The following is a 20715-nucleotide window of genomic DNA, read 5'->3' as shown; positions in this document are numbered from 1 at the left end:
GATGTGAGTAACCTGAAGGGGATGGTTTTGTATGAGGGAGACAAAGCCTTGGCTGCGTCATTATCCAGCGGAAGTGGCGCCGACTTACGAGTACCCGAAACATAATCTAGCGCGGTTGTTGGTTGATTCAGCAAGTCAATTTCCCGAACGGTCTGCCTTGTATTTCTTGGGGAAAAAGCTTTCGTATCGTGAATTGCTTCAGGCATCATATCAATTTGCACACGTGTTGACAGATCTAGGGGTACGTCCAGGGGAACGGGTATCGATAATGCTGCCGAATTGCCCTTCGGCGATCATTGCGTATTTTGGCACGTTATTAATGGGTGGAATTGTCGTCATGACGAATCCACTGTATGTAGAGAGGGAGCTGATTCATCAGCTCTCTGATTCAGAAGCCACGGTGATCGTGACGTTGGATTTGCTGTTTGATCGTGTACAAAAGGCGAAATCACGCACATTTATCCGCCATGTCATCGTGACTTCCATTAAGGATTATTTACCGTTTCCGAAGAATTTGTTATATCCAATTAAAATGAAAAGGGATGGCGCCAAGCTGGATGTTACGTATGGTGATGGCGTGTTTGCTTTCAAGAAATTACTGCGAGCAGCTTCTGCTGCGCCTGTTTGTGTAGACGTTAATGCTGATGAGGATATTGCGCTGCTCCAATATACGGGAGGAACGACTGGGCTATCTAAAGGTGTGATGCTGACGCACAGCAACTTAATTGCCAATACGTATCAGACGAGTCATTGGTGCTATCAAGAGCAGCCTGGCGGGGATCGCTTCTTAGGTGCCATTCCTTGTTTCCATGTTTTTGGGTTGACCGTTCTGCTGAATCAAGCAATGCATCGAGCCGGGATGCTCATCCTCATTCCCAAGTTCGATATTGATATGATTCTGGATTCGATTCACAAATTAAAGCCTACGATTTTCCCGGGTGCACCTACCATGTATGTTGCAATCATCAATCATAAACGGGTGAAAGAAATTGATATCTCTTCGATCAATGTTTGTGTAAGCGGTTCAGCGCCGCTGCCACTGGAGGTTCAAGAGCGATTTGAAGCTTTGACCGGAGGTCGATTAATTGAGGGGTATGGACTGACAGAAGCTTCTCCGGTCACGCATGCCAATCCGATCTGGGGTTTCCGTAAAATTGGATCCATCGGCGTTCCTTTTCCGGATACGGTTACAAAAGTAGTGGATTCTGCCACAGGCGAGGAAATGCCGGTTGGTGAAATCGGTGAAATCATTATTAAAGGGCCGCAAATTATGAAGGGCTATTGGAAACGCGAGCAAGAAACCGCCATGACGATCAAGGATGGCTGGCTATACACAGGTGATATGGGACGTATGGATGAGGATGGCTTTTTCTCCATTGTGGACCGCAAGAAGGATCTAATTATTGCTGGCGGCTTTAATATTTATCCTCGGGATATTGAGGAGGTTCTGTTCGAGCATCCGTCAATCCTTGAGGCAGCCGTAGCCGGCGTTCCTGATGAATATCGTGGGGAAACTGTGAAAGCTTTTATCGTGTTAAAAGAAGGTATGACACTAACGGAGAAGGAGTTAGATGTCTGGTGTAGAGAGCGCTTAGCCGCTTATAAAGTACCTCGCAAGGTTGAATTCAGGCAATCTCTTCCGAAGACGATGATTGGAAAGGTGCTAAGACGTCAATTACTAGAGGAAGAAGTGAAGAAGTAAAGAGCTGATCTATCAGGCGTAGGGCAGCCCTTACAGAGAAGGAGGGAGTCCAATGGATGATGGAAATGATCGTATCATAAGGAAATTGCAACAGCTCGCTGCCTCAGCGGAATCCACCTTCTGGGGCTTTCTCGGATGTGAATTTGTTGATTTTAAGAACGGTGTCATCACGATTGCCCTGGAGGCTAAGTCTCAGCATTTGAATCCGATTGGCATGGTTCATGGCGGTGTGACTTCCTCCTTGCTGGATACCGCAATGGGGATTATAGCGATGATTGCTAGGCCGGAGGAGAAGGTCGTGACGACCAATCTGAATGTGCATTTCGTGTCTCCTCTCTATGCCGGTCGGCTGTTGGTAACGGCGGAGCTTGTTCATCAATCGCGTAAAATGATTACGGCACAAGGTCGCGTTGAGGACAGTGAAGGCAATTTGGGGACGATGGGGACAGGATCGTTTCGGGTGATATAAGCGGCTGGGCTTCTCAGAGGACCTTCATAACCACAAGGAAAGTGGTTGTGAGGGTTCTTTTTATTCTTTGGTGTCATATAATCTAACATTAATTATGAAAAACGTCATGAAAATTTCATAAATAGGCAGTTTGTGTTATATTATATAACACAAACTCATTGACTGAACCCATAAGGTCATCCTATAATCGATAAAAAGGCATAGGGGGGGGAGCACGATGCATCTTACCATTCGTGAAGCGTTGGCGATTTATCCTTTAACGGAAGCAAAATTGGTCGCCGGGAAACAAGGGGAATCCCGTATCGTTAAATCTGTTAACGTCATGGACGCGCCTGACATTGCGGACTGGACCAAATCAGGTGAAATGCTGTTCACGACAGCTTTCGCAATGAAAGATAGCCCGCAAGAAACCGTGAACCTCCTGCGCAAGTTAAATGACCGCGGAGCCGCTGGACTAGGGATTAAGCTGGGGAGATTTTGGACGGAGCTGCCGCAAATTGTGATGGACGAAGCCGATCGGTTACATTTTCCAATTATTGAAATGCCATTTCAGTTTACGTTTTCAGATCAGATGAATGCACTGTTTAATGCGGAATACCGCCGGAATACAGAATTGCTGCAAATGGTACTTGAGAAACAAAAGAAGCTGATGCAGTTTGGTTTGAAGCAGGATAATATGCAATCGATGTTTCAGCTCGTAAGTGAGATCTTAGGCTATCCCATGGCGGTCGTCGGTGCTAGAGGACAAAATTTATATAATACGAGTACGTGGAGTTCGGAGCAGCTAGCTCAGAATTGGCCGCGTAAACGTAAATCAGGCTGGGTCTACGCAGGGAAAGAACGAGCGTATCGTGTGGGTTTGCAGCAACAGGATGACGAGCCGTTAGGCCAGCTGTTAATTATCCCTGATGTGGTGCTGCTGTCGACGGTAGAGGAAGGTTTGTTCCAGCAAGCGGCCGATATCCTAACCTTTCACATGAGCTATACATTCCGTTCCCAAGTGGAAGCGTCAGCGGAGCGGGATATGCAGAATAACCTGATCCGTTATCTGGAAAAGGGGACGTCCCTGGAGGAATTTATGGCGCAGGCGGAAGCGAGGGGCTTATTCATTTTCACAGGCGCCTACCAATGTGTCATTGGGAAGAGTAGGAAAGACTCGTCGGCAGCAGAAGTTGCCCAAGAGAAGCTGAAAGATTTAAAACAATACATGGAGTCACACTCGAGGTCAAGCAACCTGCGTGGACATCATTTCATTCTGAAGGATCACATGTTCTCGATCTACTCAACGACACAAGCGGATGGCTTCCCGGAAGAGGAGTTGTCACAGCTTCTAAGTAAGTATGATGGCGATGCAGCTCGTGCAGCCGGTGGAGATAGCATGGTGTTCTACACCTCAGCACTGAAGGTGAAGCCAACGGCGCTTCGCGAAGCGTACTTGGAATGCGGCGAGACGGCCCGAATGGCAGAAAAGCTCTGTTTGCCAGACCGTGTGCTGCATTATGAAACGATCGAATTTGCTCATCTTTTTCAACATTTGTCTTCACCGGTGATGGAGGATTATTGTGCTAAGATTCTACGTCCTCTACTTGAAAAAGATCCTGAATACGCGCAAGAGATGATTCGTACACTTGAAGTGTTTATTCGCAACGATGGCCAAGTTAGTGAGGCGGCTAAGCAATTATTCATTCATCGGAATACGGTCACGTATCGTTTGGAGAAAATTAGTGATCTTTTACAGGTTGATTTCAAAAAAGTCAATGATTTATTGAAGCTAAAGGCTGTCTTCTTATTCCGTCAGTTCTTGCATGTGAGATCTTAGATGAACCTGAACCCGATGCGGCCTTTGAAGGCGCTGAGGGTTTTTTTGTTTGTTCTCGCGGTGCCGTCGCATCCAATAAGTTGCATAAGCCCATTAGTTCCCTTATAATTTTGATGAGATTGTAGTGAAAAGGAGATGTGAAACATGTCTGCATGGAAAGAGCTAACGACGTTATCTGAATGGCAGGAAGTGCTTGAACGTTCCACCGAAAAGCCTGCTGTCGTTCTAAAGCACAGTACAACTTGTCCAGTAAGTGCTAGCGCACTTGATGAATACGAGCAATACTTGTCCGGTACACACAATGAGGGTGTTGATTATTTCTTGGTGAAAGTGATCGAGTCGCGCCCGGTGTCCAATCAAATCGCAGAAGACCTAGGCATTAAGCATGCATCCCCGCAAATTCTTTATTTCAAAAATAAAGAGTCCATCTGGAATACATCCCACTGGTCTGTGACGAACAAACATATGTCCGCGGTATTGGACTAATTTACAGCCCTTCGTTTTGTCTACGTGATGTAGGTGAAACGGAGGGTTTTTTCATGCCGATCGATTTATTGAACGTTGTTTAAAAAAGATTGGCAAGCCGTACATCCTCCTATATACTTACTGGATGACAACAAGAAGGACATTTTCAATTAAGGAGTTACGTAACATGAATGCAATGAATAAAACAAAAATACCGATCCCGATCTTCCTTTTAATCGGCATTATTGCGATTTCTTTTTCCTCTATTTTTGTAAAATGGTCGGATGCGTCCGCTGCTGTTATCGCCATGTACAGGCTGTTTATAACGAATGTGTTGATGCTGCCGTTTCTATGGAATTATCGCAATGAATTTAAGAAAATCAAGCTGAGAGATTGGCTTCGCACCGCGCTGTCTGGTATTGCGCTTGGGTTGCATTTTCTATTCTGGATGGATTCGCTGCGCTATACGACTGTGGCGAGCTCAACGGCGATTCTGACGCTGGAGCCGATTTTTGTGCTTGTTGGCGCCTTCCTGCTGCACGGCGTTCGTACCAATCGTACGGCATTGCTTGCAATGTGTATCGCGATCGTGGGGGCCATTTGCATCGGATGGGGCGATTTTCAATTTTCAGGAGAAGCCCTTAAGGGAGATGTGTTGTCCTTCGTAGGTACCATCGCGGTTGCTTTACATATGCTGCTAGGTAAAAGCTTGCGAGAGCGCATTTCAGCTTACGTGTACAGCTTTCTCGTTTTCTTATTCGCGGGGTTAACGCTTGCGGTTACGAATGTTTACGAGGGTGAAGCGTTCAATGGTTATCCATTAAAGGAATGGGGCATCTTCTTCCTTTTGGCTTTTGTGTCAACGATATTCGGTCACTACGTCTTTAACTGGCTGCTGAAGTATATGAAAGCATCCTCCGTTTCGATGACAGTGCTTGGTGAGCCGCTGGGCGCGTCAATTTTAGCCTACTTCTTACTTGGTGAAACGATTACGACGATGCAACTGTTGGCAGGTTGTTTGTTGTTGGTTGGTGTCGCGATGTTCTTGCGCAGCAATGAGAAACATTAACGGTTTCTTGTTGTGTTTAATTGAACGAAGGTAAATAAAATAGGCTGCGAATCAATTGTTTTTGAGATGGGGGCAGGGGACGGCATGAGGTTTCGAGATTTTCATCGTAATGTCAAATTAAGAATCGGCTTATCCTTCTTATCAGGCACAGCCAATAATATGGTGCTTCCTTTTATGTCGATTTATTTTTCGGGGAAATTAGGGGACACGCTGGCCGGGTTGGTTGTTATTTTGGGTATTTTGGCCGGCGTCGTTGCCGGAATTATCGGCGGGTACTACTCCGATCGATTTGGTCGAAAAAAGCTCATGCTAGCCGCAGAAATCGGCTGGATGCTCTGTTTCCTGCTAATGGCAGCAGCGAATTCGCCTTGGTTTGAGTCAGCGGGTAGTACTTTCGTGTTGATGATTGTGGTCAGCATTTTCTGGGGAATCCATGGACCTGCGAATGAAGCCATGCTGCTGGATGCTACGGCGCCAGAGGAGCGTAAATTCATGTATGCCATCATGTACTGGATGAATAATTTATCCTTCGCTATCGCGGGTATGGCAGGTGCATTTTTATTTAAATCGTATTTGTTTGAATTGTTTATTGCCCTGTCTGTGATCGGTTTGATTACTGGAATCATTACATATGTCTTTATCCAGGATGATTATAAGCAACGAATAGTCGGAAAAGGCGAGACAACGAAAAAGAAAAGTCCTTCGATTTGGTCCAATTACGGCATGGTTCTGCGCGATAAGACGTTTCTGATTTTCACAATCGCTTCCTTATTGCTAGTTTCAGTCGAGTTTCATTTGGGCAACTATGTGGCTGTTCGGTTGGGGAAAGAGATGGTGGATACGCCACTCCTGCCATGGTTAGCGGATGCTTGGCGGATTGATGGTTTTAAAATGTTAGGATTCATGCGTACGGAGAATACGGTTCTCGTGGTTGTGCTCTCGGTCTTTATGGGGGTTCTGATGCGTAGGTATCCTGATCGGAAAGTGCTTTTTATCGGATACACCTGTTATATCGCTGGCTATAGTTATTTGGCTTACAGCAATCAACCTGGCTTACTCTTGCTTTCGATGCTCATTGCAACGGTTGGGGAGTTGATGTATGTCCCGATTAAACAAGCCTACCTCGGCAATATGGCACCTGACCATGCACGCAGCTCCTATATGGCCGTATACGGCATGGTATATAGAGGAGCTACGTTTCTAGGCGGTCTAGGTGTTATCCTTGGCGGCGTGCTGTCTTCGTGGCTGATGGCTACCTTGATCGCGCTCAGCGGCGTGATTGGGATGGCGATGTTTTATACCATCCTTGCACAGCTGGAAGAACGCAAAAACGGTTATTTTGCCGCAGCGAATTCTTCTTTTATGGAAGATAATAAGTCAGGTTTAGAGAGCACTTCATAAGCGGTGTAGGCTAGCGCCTTCGCTGTGAGGAGCATGCTGTCTAAAGCTGGCTCAGTCATCGCGAGATCACGGAATTCCTTTGTATGAAGCAGGTGTCGCTCATTAACCACCTTCACAAAAGGGTGAATGGTTGGGCATTGCGTCGAGACATTGCCAAGATCCAAGGAACCGTGGTCTTTGCCGATTTCGATTTCCTTCGGGTTGATGCCTAGCTCGAACAATTGCTCCGTAAACACATCGGATAAAGCTTCATTCGTACGGAGTTCGTCGTAGGAGTACTCGTAGAACGATGTTTTCAGCGTGCAACCCGTTTGAAGGGCAGCGCCTTCTGCGCAGCGAAGAACCTTTTGGACGAGTTCGTTCGTATAAGTGCGAGTAGCCGATCGAACGTAAAATTGGGCAACCGCGTAGTCCGGAATGATGTTAGGCGCTTTGCCGCCTTCGCTGATGATGCCGTGAATACGAGCATCTGTTTTGAGCTGCTGGCGCAGCGCATTGATGCTGTTGAATAGCTGCAATACCGCGTCCAGCGCATTGACTCCTTCGTACGGTTGGGCTGCGGCATGCGCGGAGCGACCGAAGAACTCATACTGGATGGCATCCATCGCCAGTGATTCGCCTGATTTTTCATAGGCATAATAAGGATGTGCCATGAGGGCAATGTCAACATCGCGGAACAGGCCAGCCGCAGCCATAGGGACTTTGGCGCCTTTGGTTTCTTCGGCAGGTGTGCCGTATACACGGATGCTGCCGCCAGTTTCGGCTAAGGCCGCTTTAAGGCCGATTGCAGCCCCGATACTCATCATGCAGATGAGATGATGGCCGCAGGCATGACCGAGCTCAGGAAGGGCATCGTACTCCGCCATGAACGCGACGACAGGACCTGGTTTGCCAGAGTCGTAAGTTGCGATAAACGCGGTAGGAATATCGAGTACACCTCGTTCGATCGTGAAGCCATGATACGTCAATTCTTCTGTTAAGCGAGCAAATGCAAGAAATTCTTCATGCCCTAGCTCTGGATTTTCCCCGATATATCGGGAGATGTCCTTAAATCTTGCAGCGTTGCTTTCTATGGTTTGAGAAATGGTTAATTTCATGGGATGTTAGCTCCTTTGTTGAATGGTTCTTATGTCCATTGTAGTATAAAGAAGCGAGAACTACCAATTGCAATGACGCAATGTAATAAATATGAGTAAGAAATCGGAGGGATCTACGATGATGAAATATGGGGCCGAGCATGTGGAGCACCGGTTTAGTTTATCTTTTCTTGAAGAGGAGAGCCGTGGTCAATGGCGGGATTTCTTCTTAGGCATCGAATTGGCAGAAGGGGAAGAGCTTCCTGCAGGCCTGATTGATCCTTCTATCCTAGTCATTTGCAATAAGATTGGGGAGATTGTGCAGATTGTGCTGCACGACGAAGGCTGTGATTGTGAATATCAATTCACCTATGCAGAGAAAGCGCAAATCGAAGATTATGTCAATCAGCTTGAAAGCGTAAAAAAAACGACGAATGAACCCCTGTAGGTATCCCTTCCCAAACTGGGCGGTGACGCATATAGTAATATACGTCATGCTTTAGGGGAGAGGATAGCGATGGAAAAAAGAATTCAATATTTGGCATTTGGTGATTCTTTAACCGTTGGATATGGTGCTGAGGAAGGTCGAGGCTTCGTTTCGTTGTATCGCCACAGGTTGGAATGTCTTCTAAATGTACCTGTTTCCTTGCGACATGCTGGCACCAATGGTGCAACGACTGCACAATTGCTGGAGACGATCGAATCTGATCCGGAGCTGCAGAAGGATATTCAAGAAGCGACGCTTATTACCATTACCGCAGGCGGGAATGATCTCATTCAAGCGGCGATTCCTTTCTTTTATGACGGCGACAATTCGGTGCTGAAAGCAGCGTTGCAAACGTATGAGTCCAACTATCGTAAGCTCATTGCACAAATTGAGAAGCTGCGGCAAGGTGTGCAAACCCCGTATTTACTAGCCTTGATTGGTTTGTACAATCCGTTACCGCAGATTCCAGATGCTGCCTATTGGGTGCAGCGGTTTAATTTGTTTTTGCGTAAATTAGAGCAGCCGCATATTCAAATCGTGCAGGTATATGATGCGTTTGTAGGTCAAGCGACGCGTTTTCTTTCTGAGGATGCCATCCATCCCAATGAACTAGGCTATGAAAAGGTAGCTAATCAATTAGAGGTAGCCGTATCCTTGCAGCAATTGCAGCAGTTGTTTCTATAAGATGAAACTTATCTCACATAACCGAAAATGGAAAAGAAATGACAGGCGCTGCCAGCCAGCACGAATAGGTGCCATATGGCATGGTGATAGGGAATGCGCCTCCATACATAAAATATCGAGCCAAGTGTGTAAAAAAGGCCGCCTACAACGAGCCAGACAATGCCGCCAAAGGGCAACTCGACGTAGAGTGGCTTAAACGCGATTACGATTAACCAACCCATGACGATATAACACAAGGTCGAGGCCAGAATAAATCTTTTTACGAAAAAAAGCTTCAAAACGATGCCAACGAGGGCTAAGCCCCAGATGACACCAAAGAATGACCAGCCTAATGTACCCCTTAACGTAACGAGCAGGTAGGGGGTATAGCTGCCAGCGATTAGCACATAAATAGCGGAGTGATCGAGGATTTCGAACACATCCTTTATTTTTGTCCGGGTAACACTATGCAGAAGTGTGGAACAAGTGTACAGAATGACAAGCGCTGCTCCAAAAATACTAAAGCTAACAATATGCCAGGCATTCCCGTATTTATAAGCTTGAACGACGAGCAATACTAGCGCTGCGATGCTTAAAAGAACACCAATACCGTGGGTGAGCGCATTAGCTCGCTCTTCTTTGATGGAATATTGCATATCAATCCCTTCTTTCTTTGTGAGAATGGAACTCCTATATAGAATGGACGATGAATCGATGTATTTACCCTCATTTCAACTAAACAATAAAATCGCGCTGGTGACCGGCGCCGGTAGAGGCATTGGACGAGCACTCGCTATTGGCTTAGCAGAGGCTGGGGCTGATGTCGCAATCTTCGCGCGCACAGCTTCGGATTTGGAAAATGTTGCGATGGAAATTCGCGCTTTAGGCAGACAAGCCTACCCGTTTACCGTGGATGTTACGAGTCGTGAACAAATTGAAGGCGCGGTTGCTGCTATTATTGAGCAGACTGGCCGCATTGACATTCTCATTAATAATGCTGGTATGAACATTCGTAGTCAAGCTTTGGCCGTCACAGATGAAGAGTGGGATACGATTATGCAAACGAACTTGAAATCCGCATTCTTGTGCTCTCAGATCGTTGGTCGGCATATGCAGCAGCGGGAGTACGGACGAATTATTAATATTGCGTCTGTTGCTGGGCAAGTGGCGTTGCGAACAGGCGTTGTGTATGCCGCGACGAAAGCGGCGATGATCCAGATGACCAAGGTACTTGCGTTGGAATGGGGAAAACATGGCATTCAGGTGAATGGTATCGGTCCCTGGTATTTCAAAACGCCTCTGACAGAGAAAATTCTTAGTCAGCAGGATTATTTAGCGGAAATTATTGCGCGTACCCCGCTTCGCCGCGTAGGTGAGTTAGAGGAATTAGTAGGTCCTGCCGTATTCTTGGCATCCGATGCGGCTAACTATATCACTGGCCAGACGCTTTTCGTAGACGGCGGTATGACAATTTACGGATTTTAGCGAAATTTGTCTAAAAATATAGGGTGGAGCTTTCCTAATAGTTCTAGTTCTATTATACTATTCACAAACATGGACAATTGATAGTGGGCTTATGCCCAAGGTAACATGTAGATAAGGTGGTTAGAACAAGATGTCTCGAGTTCGAATTTTTACAGATAGTACATGCGATTTGAATGAAGAACTTTTGCAACGCTGCCAAATTGAAGTTGTTCCGTTATATGTCGTATTTGATGAACAAACGTATCAGGATCGCGTAAATATAAATGCCAATCAACTGTTTGACTTGGTTGCACAGACGGGGAAACTGCCCAAAACAGCTGCGCCTTCGCCAATCGATTTTGAGCGTTCGTTTGCACCGAGCATCGAAGCGGGAGAGGACATCGTTTATATAGGCTTGTCCTCTGAGTTATCTTCGACGATTCAGAATGCGACGATCGCAGCGGGGAATTTTCCCGATGGTAGAATTAGGGTGATCGATTCTCGAAACCTATCAACCGGTATTGGCGTACTACTAGTTAAGGCAGCGCAAGCTGCAGCAGAAGGGCGTAGTCCATCGGAGATTCAAGCGATTGTGGAAGCTTTGATAAGCAAAGTAGAAGTTTCCTTCATTATTGACACCTTGGAATACTTGCATAAAGGCGGCAGATGTTCGAGCGTCCAGGCTTTTATTGGCAGTCTTTTGAAAATTAGACCGATTGTGCAAGTTATTGATGGTTCTATGCAATTAACGGACAAAGTTAGAGGCAAACGCGAGAAAGCATTGAAGCAACTTATGGACAATGCACTAGCTTTTAAAGATGACATGGACACGGATTTCATGTTTATCACACATGCTCAGGCACATGAGGAAGCTGCTTTTGTTAAAGAGCAATTTGAATTACTTACAAATGTGAAAAACGTATTTTTGACGGAAAACGGTTGCGTCGTTTCGAGCCACTGCGGACCCCAAACGTTAGGTATTGTTTTCGCCAAAAAATAAGAAATGAGTGGACCACCATGACGACAATCAAGATTATCACGGACAGCAGTTGCGACCTCCCAAGGACTATTGTAGATGAAATAGGAGTAGGGATCGTTCCCTTATCTGTACAATTCGGCGAGGAATGCATGCCGACAGATATGGAACTTGCCGAGTTCTATGCAAGAATGAAGCGGGAGAGCGCGTTGCCGAAGACTTCAAGTCCGTCGCCTGGGCATTTTCTAAGCGAGTACCAGAAGGCTGGTTCTGACCAGGATATTCTCGTGATTTGTCTCTCATCGGCGTTAAGCTCTACGTATCACCATGCGGTTATGGCAAAAGAAATGCTGCTTGAAGATGGCTATACTGGCCGAATCGAGGTCATTGACTCTAAAACAACCTCATTAGGATTAGGTGTTCTGGTGTATCGGGCGACGCAGATGGTTGCTAGCGGATTGCCATATGAAACTGTCGTGTCTACGATGCAGCAAGAAGTAAAGAACTCAGGGACCTTCTTCTTCCTAGACACATTGGAAAATGTTATAAAAGGCGGAAGACTCGACAGAGTGCGTGGCACTGTGGCTTCTGTTTTAAATATTAAGCTTCTCATGAAAGCTAGCGAAGAAGGCGCGATTGAAGTCGTTGAGAAGATTCGCGGCACTCAGCAAGCCTTGAAGCGGTTACTCTTGTTTCTTAGCGATAAGAAGCATGACTACGAGAAAGACGTGATCGCGATTGCACACAGCAACTGTGAAGCGAGGGCGCGCGAATTTATGGCCCAGCTGTTAGAAAAGCATCCGTTCCGCCATGTGCTGTTCTCCAATATGGGAACCGTGATTGGTACTTATGCGGGTGAGGGCGGCGTGTTGGTCGCTTACTAGTCGCAAATAAATGATAAAGACCGCTCTCTCCATTTTGGAGAAAGCGGTCTTTATTCGTATAACGTAGCAAAAATGCAAAAGAGCATCCTTTTCAGGGGGATTCACTCTGGCGTTTTAAATAGATGCAAAAAGGCATCTTTTTAGGTCGAAAAAGTCTAAAATAGGCTAAAAACTCCTAAATTGATGCCTTTTTGCAATAATATCAGCTGAAATCATGAAATTGCTAGATAAAACTTGCACTTTTGCATCTTTCAGCAGATGGAGAAAATGCTGGGCAGGCGCTGCATCCGATGTTACAGCGCAAACTCCGTCGTCGTAACCTCCGGTTGATCCAAAGTAACAAGCGGCGACATGTCGCCGGTGATGAGCAACCAGAGCTCATGCAGCGCACGTGTGCAACCCACATAGAGCAGCTTCGCATCCATGAGGGATGCTTCATAGTGCTCGGCTGTGACATCCATTAAGATAACAGCATCGAATTCTAAGCCTTTGGTCAAATACACTGGAACCACGGATATGCCACCACGATAAACACGCTGCTTCGAGGTGATCAGATTCGTCTCGATCCCGACGAGGGTCAAAGCCTCGTGCAGCTCTTGAGCTTGCTTCTCCGTTCGAGCAACGACTGCAATGGTACTTGAAGTACCTGATTGTAAGCTGCTGATCGCCTTCTGCAGGAGCGGCAGTCGCTCTTTCAACGACGTCTTCAGTACGCGAACTTTGTTGCCGCTGCGGAAGACGGGGACGGCCAGCAAAGGATTGCTAACGCCGCGCTGGAGCACGAGATTGGCAAACTGGATGATTTCCATCGTGGAACGATAGCTACGCTCCAATTCGAAATATCCAGTTTCCTCTTCTTTAAACAGACTGGAAAATTCTTTCCAGTCTTGAATCCCTTGATACGCATGAATCCCTTGCGATAAATCACCAAGTATCGTGAAGGAGCTATTACGCGTATACGCATCTAGCACCGCGACTTGGAAAGGAGAGAAGTCCTGCGCTTCATCGATGACAACATGATCGAACAATTGCTCCGACGAAACACCATGGAGTCGTGTATGGATATAGAGAAGGGGAGCAAGATCTTCTAGTTGAACTTCTTTCTTTTTAAAAAGCTTTGCAGATGCGGTCACGATGGATTCTGGCAACTGCTGGAGAAGCTCTGCCGGCAAGAAGTCGGGTCGACCTTTGTCTGTGAATAGCATTTTATAGAAGCTGAATGCCGTGTACTCTGGCCAAGCTGTCAGGTAGGTGCGAAGCTTTTGAGCTGATTTTTTCTTCAGCTCTTTCTTCAAACTTTGCTCCCAAACCTTCTCGAGCTGTATCTCCATCCAGCGCTTGATGCGCGCAACGACGCGTTCGCGACGCTTCACCATCGGGTAATGCTTGTTCTCGACGAAGAACCATTCACGAATGGTGGCAATAGGCAGCTTGACGCCTTCCCAAGGTGAGAAGTCCGCAGTAGGGACGTAGGATTTTTCTAGGCGATTTAGGCAGTCATCCAAGAGGTGCTTGAAAGCAATGGCTCCCTTAAATCGTCCTGGGGCTTGATCATCAACCGGCGGTCGTTTACTGCCGAGAGCGAACCAACGCTGCAGCGTGGCCTCTTGATCTGCAAGTTGCACCTCATGGTCGAGCACCTCTATGGCCCAATCCGTGAAGGTGCTTTGCTGAATATTGCCGACACCAAGCTCAGGCAATACGCCTGATATATAGTCCAAGAACATCGAGTTAGGCGCGAAAATAATCATGCGTTCCGCCCGGACCTGTTCGCGGTATTGATATAGTAGGAAAGCGAGTCGGTGAAGAGCTACGGTTGTTTTACCACTGCCTGCGACCCCTTGAATGATAAGTGCGGTATTCTTGGCGGCACGAATAATGCGATCTTGCTCTGCTTGAATCGTGGAGACGATATCGCGCAGTTTGTTATCTTTATTTTCGCCCAATCGGTAGAGCAGGAACTCATCCCCGACGGAGAGGGAGTCTTCATTTCGATCATATGTATCGACAACACGCTGGAGAATTTGTTTGCGCACAACAAGGTTTCGCTTCAAATAGACTAAGCCGTTGATTAGACCGTCCGGTGAATCGTAGGAAGTTTCGTCCAAGCCGCCCGTAAAGGAATAAAATAGGCTTGCAACCGGAGCGCGCCAATCAATCACAAGAAGTTGACCCGTTCTTTCGTCTTCCACGCCGGCTTTACCAATATAAAGCGGTACTGGTGAGCCAGTTCCTGTCTCTTCAAAATCAAGACGGCCGAAATATGGTTCGTCAATGGCTTTCGTTAAGTTGTGTCTGCCGTTCTCACGTAAAACTTCAAGCGCCTGCTCAGTTAAATCGGGACCGTAATAAACCGGAGTTGCTCGCAGCCGCTCCAGCTGTTTATCGATTTCCTTATTCGTCTGTTCGAGCCGATGAAGTTCTTCTTGATAGGCACTTTGAGTCTTTGTGTCCAAGATCAGTTACCTCCTAAGATTAGATGTTGTCTATAGATTTAACATAAACAGGTAAACACTATAACACACCTGACTAGAGATAGAAAGCGATTCTGGGAAAAATGATGACGATACCATTTGGGCTTCCGTGGAAAGGAATGGTATACTCAGGAGGTATGCATTTTATTTGATGGAGGCGAAGGAATTCATGTCGATTTATGATATCGAAGTCACAACAATTACAGGTGAAACACAAACCCTTTCTGCCTATAAAGGAAAGGCTTTGCTCATCGTGAATACGGCAAGTGCTTGCGGACTTACTCCTCATTATAAGGGTCTTCAAGCGTTGTATGAGCAATACCAAGATAAAGGCCTAGTCGTACTCGGTTTTCCATGTAATCAATTCGCTGGCCAAGAGCCAGGTACGAATGAAGAGATTCAAGCGTTTTGCGAGTTAAACTATAAAGTGACTTTCCCGTTATTTGATAAAATTGATGTTAAAGGCGAGCATGCTCACCCGCTGTACACGTACCTGCTTAGCCATACACCTGAGCCTTATCGCACGGGAGACATTGAGTGGAATTTCGTGAAATTTTTAGTTGATGGCAGTGGAATTGTCGTTAAACAATATGGCGCACGTACAGAGCCGGCGGTTATTGCTCCGGATATTGAAGCCATTTTGGCATAATTGGCATAGATGATTGAATTGAAGGGAGGACGTGCAATGGGGATTCGAAACGGGTTTGTGTATGCCCATCCAGATGATGAAACGTTCTTAAGCGGATGCCTCATTCGCCGTCTTGCTGACGAAGGGGAACCGCCAGTTCTGCTGCTAGCCACGCGTGGCGATGCGGGTAGACAAGGTTTAGAACGAGCGACGAATCGCGAAGAGCTGGCTGAATTAAGAGAGCAAGAAATGCAAGTCGCTGCTGAAATTCTGGGAATTTCTTCGGTTGAGCATTTGAAATATCCCGATGGTCGGCTAGACGAAGTTGACTTTCAGACGTTAGTTAACGGTGTGATTTCCTTTATTCAAAGGTATGAAATCGAGCATGTGTTTACGTTCGCGGAAGATGGAGGCAATGGTCATCGCGACCATATTGCGATTTCTAAAGCAACGACAGCTGCTGTACATAGTGGTAATTGTCCGAGTGTCAGGAAGCTGTATTATGCGGTATCACCATTAATGCGTGCCCAAGGTCATCAACCATCAATCATCGTGGATACAGAAGCGATGTGGCACGTCAAGGCCGCAGCACTTAAAGCGCATCACACGCAGCATGTCACGATCGGGAGACATTTTGGGAATTTGGTTGATTTTCCAGAAGAAAGACGCTGGGAAGCTTTTGTGCTAGGTTGGGAAGATGGCGTACATTGGCCGCTGGCGCAGTCTGCTGAGCGAGTGTAAGTTTTAAATGAAAGGCGGGGAGTAGAAATGCCCATTCGAGCGCGAGTTGAAGCGATCCTCATAGCGGATGATCCATCGACTTTTGTGACGAGAGAGCTTGAGCAAGTTGAGCTGAGTTTTGGCGGGATCGAGGGAGATCGCCATTTCGGTATTTTTGCCAAAGCAGATGTGCGTCAACCGATGTATAAACGTGGTCAGGAGATCATGAATCGACGACAGCTCAGTATTGTTTCAATAGAAGAGTTGCAAGGGATTGCCGAGCGTATTGGTGTGGATGAAATTAAGCCAGAGTGGCTAGGCGCGAATATCGTTGTTAGCGGTGTGCCAGAATTGACTAAGCTTCCAATGGGGATACGGATGATGCTCCCTAGTGGCGGCGGGTTAGTATGTGAAGGCGAGAATGAGCCTTGCTCGGGTCCGGGTCGGATCATTGCAACTCATTATAACGAGCCGATTTTAACCAAGTTATTTGTGCAAAAGGCGCAGCAAGCAAGAGGCATTGTCGCATATGTCGAGCGTCCTGGCGAGCTCAAGGTTGGCGATGTCGTAGAAATTTTAAATTAATTTTCGGATGTACCCCCTGAAACCGAAATGGCTTTACGAAAGAGCTTAGGGAGTAGGTTATTCATCGTTTCTAGGGGAGTGTCGGGATGTCTCTATGCAATTGTGATAAATGTGGACGTGTATTTCTAACGAAATGGGAAACCAGATGTACAAGCTGTTCGCAGCTCGTTCTGAACGATTCTCATAAAGTAAAGGATTTTGTCCGAGCCCATCCACGTGCGACATTGATTGAAATTTACCATCAAACAGGGGTTTCCCTGCAAACGATAAAAGAATTAATGAGAGCTTAACCGCCACCTGTACATAAAGGAGCTTTTCAGCATGCCGCATATGATTATAAGAGGAATAAGCGTTCCTCGCATCCAATCCATTAGTACGGCGCTAATTGCCGATTTAGCTGAAGTCTGTTCTTGCGGCATTGACAATTTTATGTTGGAGTGTCTGCCTACCGTCTCCATTTTTCAAGGGGAAATTTGTGAGACCTATCCATTTGTTGAGGTAGGCTGGTTCGAGCGCGGGCAGGAGATTCGAGATGCCTATGCGCAGGTTTTGACCAAGCATATCTTGTCACTCGGCGTACCTGAAGTGGAAATTGCTTTCAAGGTATATCGCGAGGATAGTTACTATTGGAATGGAAAGCTCGTTTAATAAAATAAATTTTTACCTCAGGAAGCCCAATTTAGGGCTTTTTTTCATGCCAAAAGTCGTATTTTGCGTGATCGATATTGCAGGCGCTTATAAAGTGGGATACACTGAATCGACAGAATCTGATTTCCAGCGGTGTAGGGAATCACATGTTAGGAGCGATTTGTGTTTGAAGACATTAATTATTGCGGAAAAACCCGACATGGGGCGAAACATAGCTGCCGCAATAGAGCCAAAAGCCAAAAATATGAGGTCTCACCTGGAAGGTGAGCAATATATCATCACATGGGCAATCGGTCATTTGATTGAGTTGGCTGAACCGGATCACTATGATGAAAAATATAAAAAGTGGAATATCAGTCATTTGCCAATCATTCCCTCCGAGTTTAAATTGATTCCTAATCCGCGTACCTATGATCAACTCAAGGTGATTGCGGAGTTAGCCAAGAAATGTAATCAACTCGTCAATGCTTGCGATGCGGGGCGGGAGGGGCAGCACATTTTCTCTCTTATTCAACGTCATCTTGGGCTAAATCAGCCTGTGAAGCGGCTATGGATTTCCGATTTAACATCTGAAACGATCCGTAATGGCTTTGCAACGTTAAAAGATGGTGCAGAATACGAGAATTTGACGCGTGCCGCGCGATCTCGCAGTGAAGCCGATTGGTTAATCGGGATGAATGGTTCACGTGCTTTTACAACAAAACATAATGTGCTGCTGTCCGTGGGACGCGTTCAAACGCCGGTGCTTGCGTTAATATATGATCGGCAGAAGCAAATCGAGGCTTTCTCTTCACTTAAGTTTTATGAGCTGGAGGGGCATTTCGCGCAAGGTGAAACACCTTACAGAGGGATGTGGCAGGGCGAGCGATTTACAGATGGCGAAAAGGCGGCTGCACTTGCTGCCAAAGTGAAAGGGAAGCAGGCGCGCATCCAGTCTTATGAAGTGAAAGAAACAAAAGAATTCCCATTTAAATTGTATGATTTGACCTTGCTGCAGCGTGAAGCAAACGGTAAATATGCGTTTTCCGCTAAGAAGACACTGGATACTGCGCAAGCGTTGTATGAGAAGCACAAAGTCATTTCATACCCAAGAACGAATTCCAACTATGTAACCGAGCAAAATATTCCGGACATGCATAAGGCGTTAAATGCCTTGCAGGGAACGGCTTATCATGAGCTTGTGCAAGGCGCCAATCGCAATCTTGTGCATGTGAATAATAAATTTATTTGTAATCCATCTAAGGTAGAGGATCACCATGCGATTTTGCCTACCAATAAGAAGGCATCGGGTTTAAGTCCAGACGAGCAAAAGCTGTATGATCTCATCGTCAGGAGATTTCTTTCCCAGTTCTACCCGCCAGCGGCCTACAAGGTTCACACGGTGATGACCGAAGTGGAGCAGGAGCTTTTTAAGACAACGGTGAAAGAGTTGCTGTCACTAGGCTGGAAAGTCATTTACGCTGACCAGAAGAAGGAAAAAGCGAAGGCGACCAAAGGGAAAGAAAAGGAAGACGCTGATGACGAGGAAGAAGTTGAGGTCAACGAGCCCTTTTCTATTGATGCCAACGGAGATGTGCTTTGTACGGATGCGATTGTCAAAGAGAAGGATACGCAGCCGCCTAAGCATTTTAATGAAGGTACCTTGCTGAAGGCGATGGAGAGCGCAGGAAAGCAGATTGAAGATGAAGAGCTGCGCGATGCGATGAAAGATTCCGGTTTAGGGACGCCAGCGACGCGAGCAGCGACGATTGAACGGTTGAAGAAGGTCGGGTACATCGACATGCAAGGGAAGAAAATCATTTTGACTCAGAAGGGCAGAATGGTTGTTGAATTAATTCGCGGAGCGGGAATCGAGCTGTTGACATCACCGGAAATGACGGGGCAATGGGAGCGCAGATTGAATGAAATTTCCCGTGGAACGGCGTCAGATGAACAGTTTATGCAAAATGTGAAAAAATTTGCGACACTGATCGTCGATAAGGTGCGTCGGCAAGCTAGAGCTTCGAAAACGGATTTCGAAGGTGAAAATGCTCCGGAACCGAGCGGTAAACGAGGCTCCGCTTCAGCGAAGTCGACTTCGCGCGGGGATGGCGCTGCAAAAGCTCCGGCAAAGAAGAAGGCTCCAGCTTCTGCTGCTACTGCGAAACCGGCAGGCGACGGAACGAGCACGTTCATTGCGACCTGTCCGCGACCCGGTTGCGGAGGCTCGCTTTTCATGGGCCGCAAGGGCTACGGCTGCTCGCATTATAAGGAAGGCTGCGGCTTCGTCATTTGGAAGGAAAGCTTCGGACGAAGCTTAACGGAAACGCAGGTGCAGGCACTCGTCCAAAAAGGGAAAACGACGAAGCTGAAGCTGGTTTTGCCTGATGGAACAGAGACGGACGGGAAGATTGTGTTAAAGGATGTCGCTACAGGTGCACTCGGCACCGAATGAGCGAATGGGGGAACGACCGTGTGAAGTCATTAACGAACGATTGGGCGAGTGTGTTGGCTGATGAATTTCAGGCACCGTACTTTGTAGAGCTGCAACAATTTTTGCAAGAGGAGTTTGTGCAGCATACGATTTATCCACCCGAGGATGAGGTGTTTAGTGCGCTGGCATTGACTTCATTTGCGAATACGAAGGTTGTTGTTCTGGGGCAAGATCCTTATCATGGCTGTGGGCAAGCTCATGGACTCAGTTTTTCAGTGAAGCCTGGGATGGCGATCCCTCCCTCTTTAAGGAACATGTATAAGGAATTGGCGTCAGATATCGGGTGCACTGTGCCTGATCATGGTTATTTGAAATCGTGGGCAGAACAAGGGGTTCTCTTGTTAAATACGGTGTTAACTGTCCGCGAGGCGCTGCCTAATTCCCATAAGGTAAAAGGGTGGGAGCGATTTACGGATCGCGTCATTCAAGTGTTAAGCGCAAGGGAGGAGCCAGTCATCTTCCTGCTGTGGGGAAGTCATGCACAGTCGAAAGCGACATTCATTGATACGTCGAGACATGTTATCATGACTTCTGCGCATCCAAGCCCTCTGTCGGCGTATCGCGGATTTTTTGGCAGTAGGCCGTTTTCGCAGGTGAACACCGTGTTGAATCGACTTGGCAGGAAAGAGATTGATTGGGAGATTCCATCGCAAATGAATAGCAAAAACCATGAATGAGAGCATTCATGGTTTTTTTGTTCATATAGGTGCTA

General features: G+C 46.7%; 20 protein-coding genes. 17 read left to right on the top strand and 3 right to left on the bottom strand.

The features are described 5' to 3' along the window. Nucleotides 1-31 precede the first annotated feature (31 nt). The 6 genes from AC58UX_RS16665 to AC58UX_RS16640 all read left to right on the top strand — a co-directional run bounded on the left by AC58UX_RS16665 (nt 32) and on the right by AC58UX_RS16640 (nt 6925). Nucleotides 32-1702 (top strand): long-chain-fatty-acid--CoA ligase, encoded by a 1671-nt coding sequence (locus AC58UX_RS16665; protein ID WP_497254604.1) that lies wholly within the window; start codon nt 32-34, stop codon nt 1700-1702. Between the two features lie 52 nt (nt 1703-1754). Beyond that, complete coding sequence (locus AC58UX_RS16660; protein ID WP_497254602.1) at nt 1755-2171, top strand: PaaI family thioesterase; 417 nt, start codon at nt 1755-1757, stop codon at nt 2169-2171. A gap of 217 nt (nt 2172-2388) precedes the next feature. Then, nucleotides 2389-3990: a PucR family transcriptional regulator gene (locus tag AC58UX_RS16655; RefSeq protein ID WP_497254600.1), complete on the top strand. Its 1602-nt coding sequence runs from the start codon at nt 2389-2391 to the stop codon at nt 3988-3990. 144 nt (nt 3991-4134) lie between these two features. After that, nucleotides 4135-4476: a bacillithiol system redox-active protein YtxJ gene (gene ytxJ / locus AC58UX_RS16650; protein WP_497254598.1), complete on the top strand. Its 342-nt coding sequence runs from the start codon at nt 4135-4137 to the stop codon at nt 4474-4476. Between the two features lie 166 nt (nt 4477-4642). Continuing rightward, a complete protein-coding gene (locus tag AC58UX_RS16645; protein ID WP_497254596.1) occupies nt 4643-5524 on the top strand; it encodes a DMT family transporter in 882 nt (293 codons plus the stop codon). Between the two features lie 84 nt (nt 5525-5608). Next, nucleotides 5609-6925: an MDR family MFS transporter gene (locus AC58UX_RS16640; protein WP_497254594.1), complete on the top strand. Its 1317-nt coding sequence runs from the start codon at nt 5609-5611 to the stop codon at nt 6923-6925. Here the strand turns inward: AC58UX_RS16640 and AC58UX_RS16635 are convergent. Further along, nucleotides 6859-8022 (bottom strand): M20 family metallopeptidase, encoded by a 1164-nt coding sequence (locus AC58UX_RS16635; RefSeq protein ID WP_497254592.1) that lies wholly within the window; start codon nt 8020-8022, stop codon nt 6859-6861. The genes AC58UX_RS16640 and AC58UX_RS16635 overlap by 67 nt on opposite strands. Before the next feature lie 118 nt (nt 8023-8140). Between AC58UX_RS16635 and AC58UX_RS16630 the strand changes: the two genes are divergently transcribed. Both AC58UX_RS16630 and AC58UX_RS16625 read left to right on the top strand, forming a co-directional pair. Continuing rightward, a complete protein-coding gene (locus AC58UX_RS16630; RefSeq protein ID WP_497254590.1) occupies nt 8141-8449 on the top strand; it encodes a hypothetical protein in 309 nt (102 codons plus the stop codon). Nucleotides 8450-8518: 69 nt separating this feature from the next. Continuing rightward, nucleotides 8519-9172 (top strand): GDSL-type esterase/lipase family protein, encoded by a 654-nt coding sequence (locus tag AC58UX_RS16625; RefSeq protein WP_497254588.1) that lies wholly within the window; start codon nt 8519-8521, stop codon nt 9170-9172. Between the two features lie 8 nt (nt 9173-9180). Here AC58UX_RS16625 and trhA read toward each other — a convergent pair whose 3' ends face one another. Next, a complete protein-coding gene (trhA, locus tag AC58UX_RS16620; RefSeq protein WP_497254586.1) occupies nt 9181-9807 on the bottom strand; it encodes a PAQR family membrane homeostasis protein TrhA in 627 nt (208 codons plus the stop codon). A 58-nt stretch (nt 9808-9865) separates the two neighbouring features. Between trhA and AC58UX_RS16615 the strand changes: the two genes are divergently transcribed. The 3 genes from AC58UX_RS16615 (at nt 9866) to AC58UX_RS16605 (ending at nt 12475) form a co-directional block, all read left to right on the top strand. Beyond that, nucleotides 9866-10636, top strand: coding sequence for an SDR family NAD(P)-dependent oxidoreductase (locus tag AC58UX_RS16615; RefSeq protein WP_497254890.1), 771 nt, complete (start codon nt 9866-9868; stop codon nt 10634-10636). Nucleotides 10637-10766: 130 nt separating this feature from the next. Beyond that, nucleotides 10767-11615, top strand: a complete 849-nt coding sequence (locus tag AC58UX_RS16610; RefSeq protein WP_497254584.1) for a DegV family protein — start codon at nt 10767-10769, stop codon at nt 11613-11615. Between the two features lie 17 nt (nt 11616-11632). After that, complete coding sequence (locus AC58UX_RS16605) at nt 11633-12475, top strand: DegV family protein (protein ID WP_497254583.1); 843 nt, start codon at nt 11633-11635, stop codon at nt 12473-12475. 293 nt (nt 12476-12768) lie between these two features. Here AC58UX_RS16605 and AC58UX_RS16600 read toward each other — a convergent pair whose 3' ends face one another. After that, complete coding sequence (locus AC58UX_RS16600; protein ID WP_497254581.1) at nt 12769-14931, bottom strand: HelD family protein; 2163 nt, start codon at nt 14929-14931, stop codon at nt 12769-12771. A 187-nt stretch (nt 14932-15118) separates the two neighbouring features. On the opposite strand from AC58UX_RS16600, the gene AC58UX_RS16595 reads away from it, so the two are divergent. The 6 genes from AC58UX_RS16595 to ung all read left to right on the top strand — a co-directional run bounded on the left by AC58UX_RS16595 (nt 15119) and on the right by ung (nt 20680). Next, nucleotides 15119-15598: a glutathione peroxidase gene (locus AC58UX_RS16595; protein ID WP_497254888.1), complete on the top strand. Its 480-nt coding sequence runs from the start codon at nt 15119-15121 to the stop codon at nt 15596-15598. A gap of 36 nt (nt 15599-15634) precedes the next feature. After that, nucleotides 15635-16318 carry a PIG-L deacetylase family protein gene (locus tag AC58UX_RS16590; RefSeq protein ID WP_497254579.1) on the top strand — a complete coding sequence of 228 codons (684 nt, stop codon included), beginning with the start codon at nt 15635-15637 and terminating at the stop codon, nt 16316-16318. Nucleotides 16319-16345: 27 nt separating this feature from the next. Next, complete coding sequence (locus AC58UX_RS16585; RefSeq protein WP_497254577.1) at nt 16346-16882, top strand: MOSC domain-containing protein; 537 nt, start codon at nt 16346-16348, stop codon at nt 16880-16882. Nucleotides 16883-17203: 321 nt separating this feature from the next. Further along, nucleotides 17204-17530 (top strand): DUF1904 family protein, encoded by a 327-nt coding sequence (locus AC58UX_RS16580; RefSeq protein WP_497254575.1) that lies wholly within the window; start codon nt 17204-17206, stop codon nt 17528-17530. A gap of 166 nt (nt 17531-17696) precedes the next feature. Then, entirely contained in the window at nt 17697-19964 is a 2268-nt protein-coding gene (locus tag AC58UX_RS16575) for a type IA DNA topoisomerase (RefSeq protein WP_497254573.1), read from the top strand. Then, nucleotides 19961-20680, top strand: a complete 720-nt coding sequence (gene ung, locus AC58UX_RS16570; protein WP_497254571.1) for a uracil-DNA glycosylase — start codon at nt 19961-19963, stop codon at nt 20678-20680. Before AC58UX_RS16575 ends, ung begins: the two co-directional genes overlap by 4 nt. Nucleotides 20681-20715 lie beyond the last annotated feature (35 nt).

The organism is Paenibacillus sp. J22P90 (assembly GCF_059692195.1).
The sequence above is the reverse complement of the archived record's forward strand: the minus strand, read 5'-3'. Positions and strand labels throughout refer to the sequence as shown.

Excerpts from the sequence above, each read along its gene's own strand:
- AC58UX_RS16665 (WP_497254604.1), top strand. The coding sequence starts at position 32 with ATGAGGGAGACAAAGCCTTGGCTGCGTCATTATCCAGCGGAAGTGGCG.
- AC58UX_RS16660 (WP_497254602.1), top strand. The coding sequence starts at position 1,755 with ATGGATGATGGAAATGATCGTATCATAAGGAAATTGCAACAGCTCGCT.
- AC58UX_RS16655 (WP_497254600.1), top strand. The coding sequence starts at position 2,389 with ATGCATCTTACCATTCGTGAAGCGTTGGCGATTTATCCTTTAACGGAA.
- ytxJ (WP_497254598.1), top strand. The coding sequence starts at position 4,135 with ATGTCTGCATGGAAAGAGCTAACGACGTTATCTGAATGGCAGGAAGTG.
- AC58UX_RS16645 (WP_497254596.1), top strand. The coding sequence starts at position 4,643 with ATGAATGCAATGAATAAAACAAAAATACCGATCCCGATCTTCCTTTTA.
- AC58UX_RS16640 (WP_497254594.1), top strand. The coding sequence starts at position 5,609 with ATGAGGTTTCGAGATTTTCATCGTAATGTCAAATTAAGAATCGGCTTA.
- AC58UX_RS16635 (WP_497254592.1), bottom strand. The coding sequence starts at position 8,022 with ATGAAATTAACCATTTCTCAAACCATAGAAAGCAACGCTGCAAGATTT.
- AC58UX_RS16630 (WP_497254590.1), top strand. The coding sequence starts at position 8,141 with ATGATGAAATATGGGGCCGAGCATGTGGAGCACCGGTTTAGTTTATCT.
- AC58UX_RS16625 (WP_497254588.1), top strand. The coding sequence starts at position 8,519 with ATGGAAAAAAGAATTCAATATTTGGCATTTGGTGATTCTTTAACCGTT.
- trhA (WP_497254586.1), bottom strand. The coding sequence starts at position 9,807 with ATGCAATATTCCATCAAAGAAGAGCGAGCTAATGCGCTCACCCACGGT.
- AC58UX_RS16615 (WP_497254890.1), top strand. The coding sequence starts at position 9,866 with ATGTATTTACCCTCATTTCAACTAAACAATAAAATCGCGCTGGTGACC.
- AC58UX_RS16610 (WP_497254584.1), top strand. The coding sequence starts at position 10,767 with ATGTCTCGAGTTCGAATTTTTACAGATAGTACATGCGATTTGAATGAA.
- AC58UX_RS16605 (WP_497254583.1), top strand. The coding sequence starts at position 11,633 with ATGACGACAATCAAGATTATCACGGACAGCAGTTGCGACCTCCCAAGG.
- AC58UX_RS16595 (WP_497254888.1), top strand. The coding sequence starts at position 15,119 with ATGTCGATTTATGATATCGAAGTCACAACAATTACAGGTGAAACACAA.
- AC58UX_RS16590 (WP_497254579.1), top strand. The coding sequence starts at position 15,635 with ATGGGGATTCGAAACGGGTTTGTGTATGCCCATCCAGATGATGAAACG.
- AC58UX_RS16585 (WP_497254577.1), top strand. The coding sequence starts at position 16,346 with ATGCCCATTCGAGCGCGAGTTGAAGCGATCCTCATAGCGGATGATCCA.
- AC58UX_RS16580 (WP_497254575.1), top strand. The coding sequence starts at position 17,204 with ATGCCGCATATGATTATAAGAGGAATAAGCGTTCCTCGCATCCAATCC.
- ung (WP_497254571.1), top strand. The coding sequence starts at position 19,961 with ATGAGCGAATGGGGGAACGACCGTGTGAAGTCATTAACGAACGATTGG.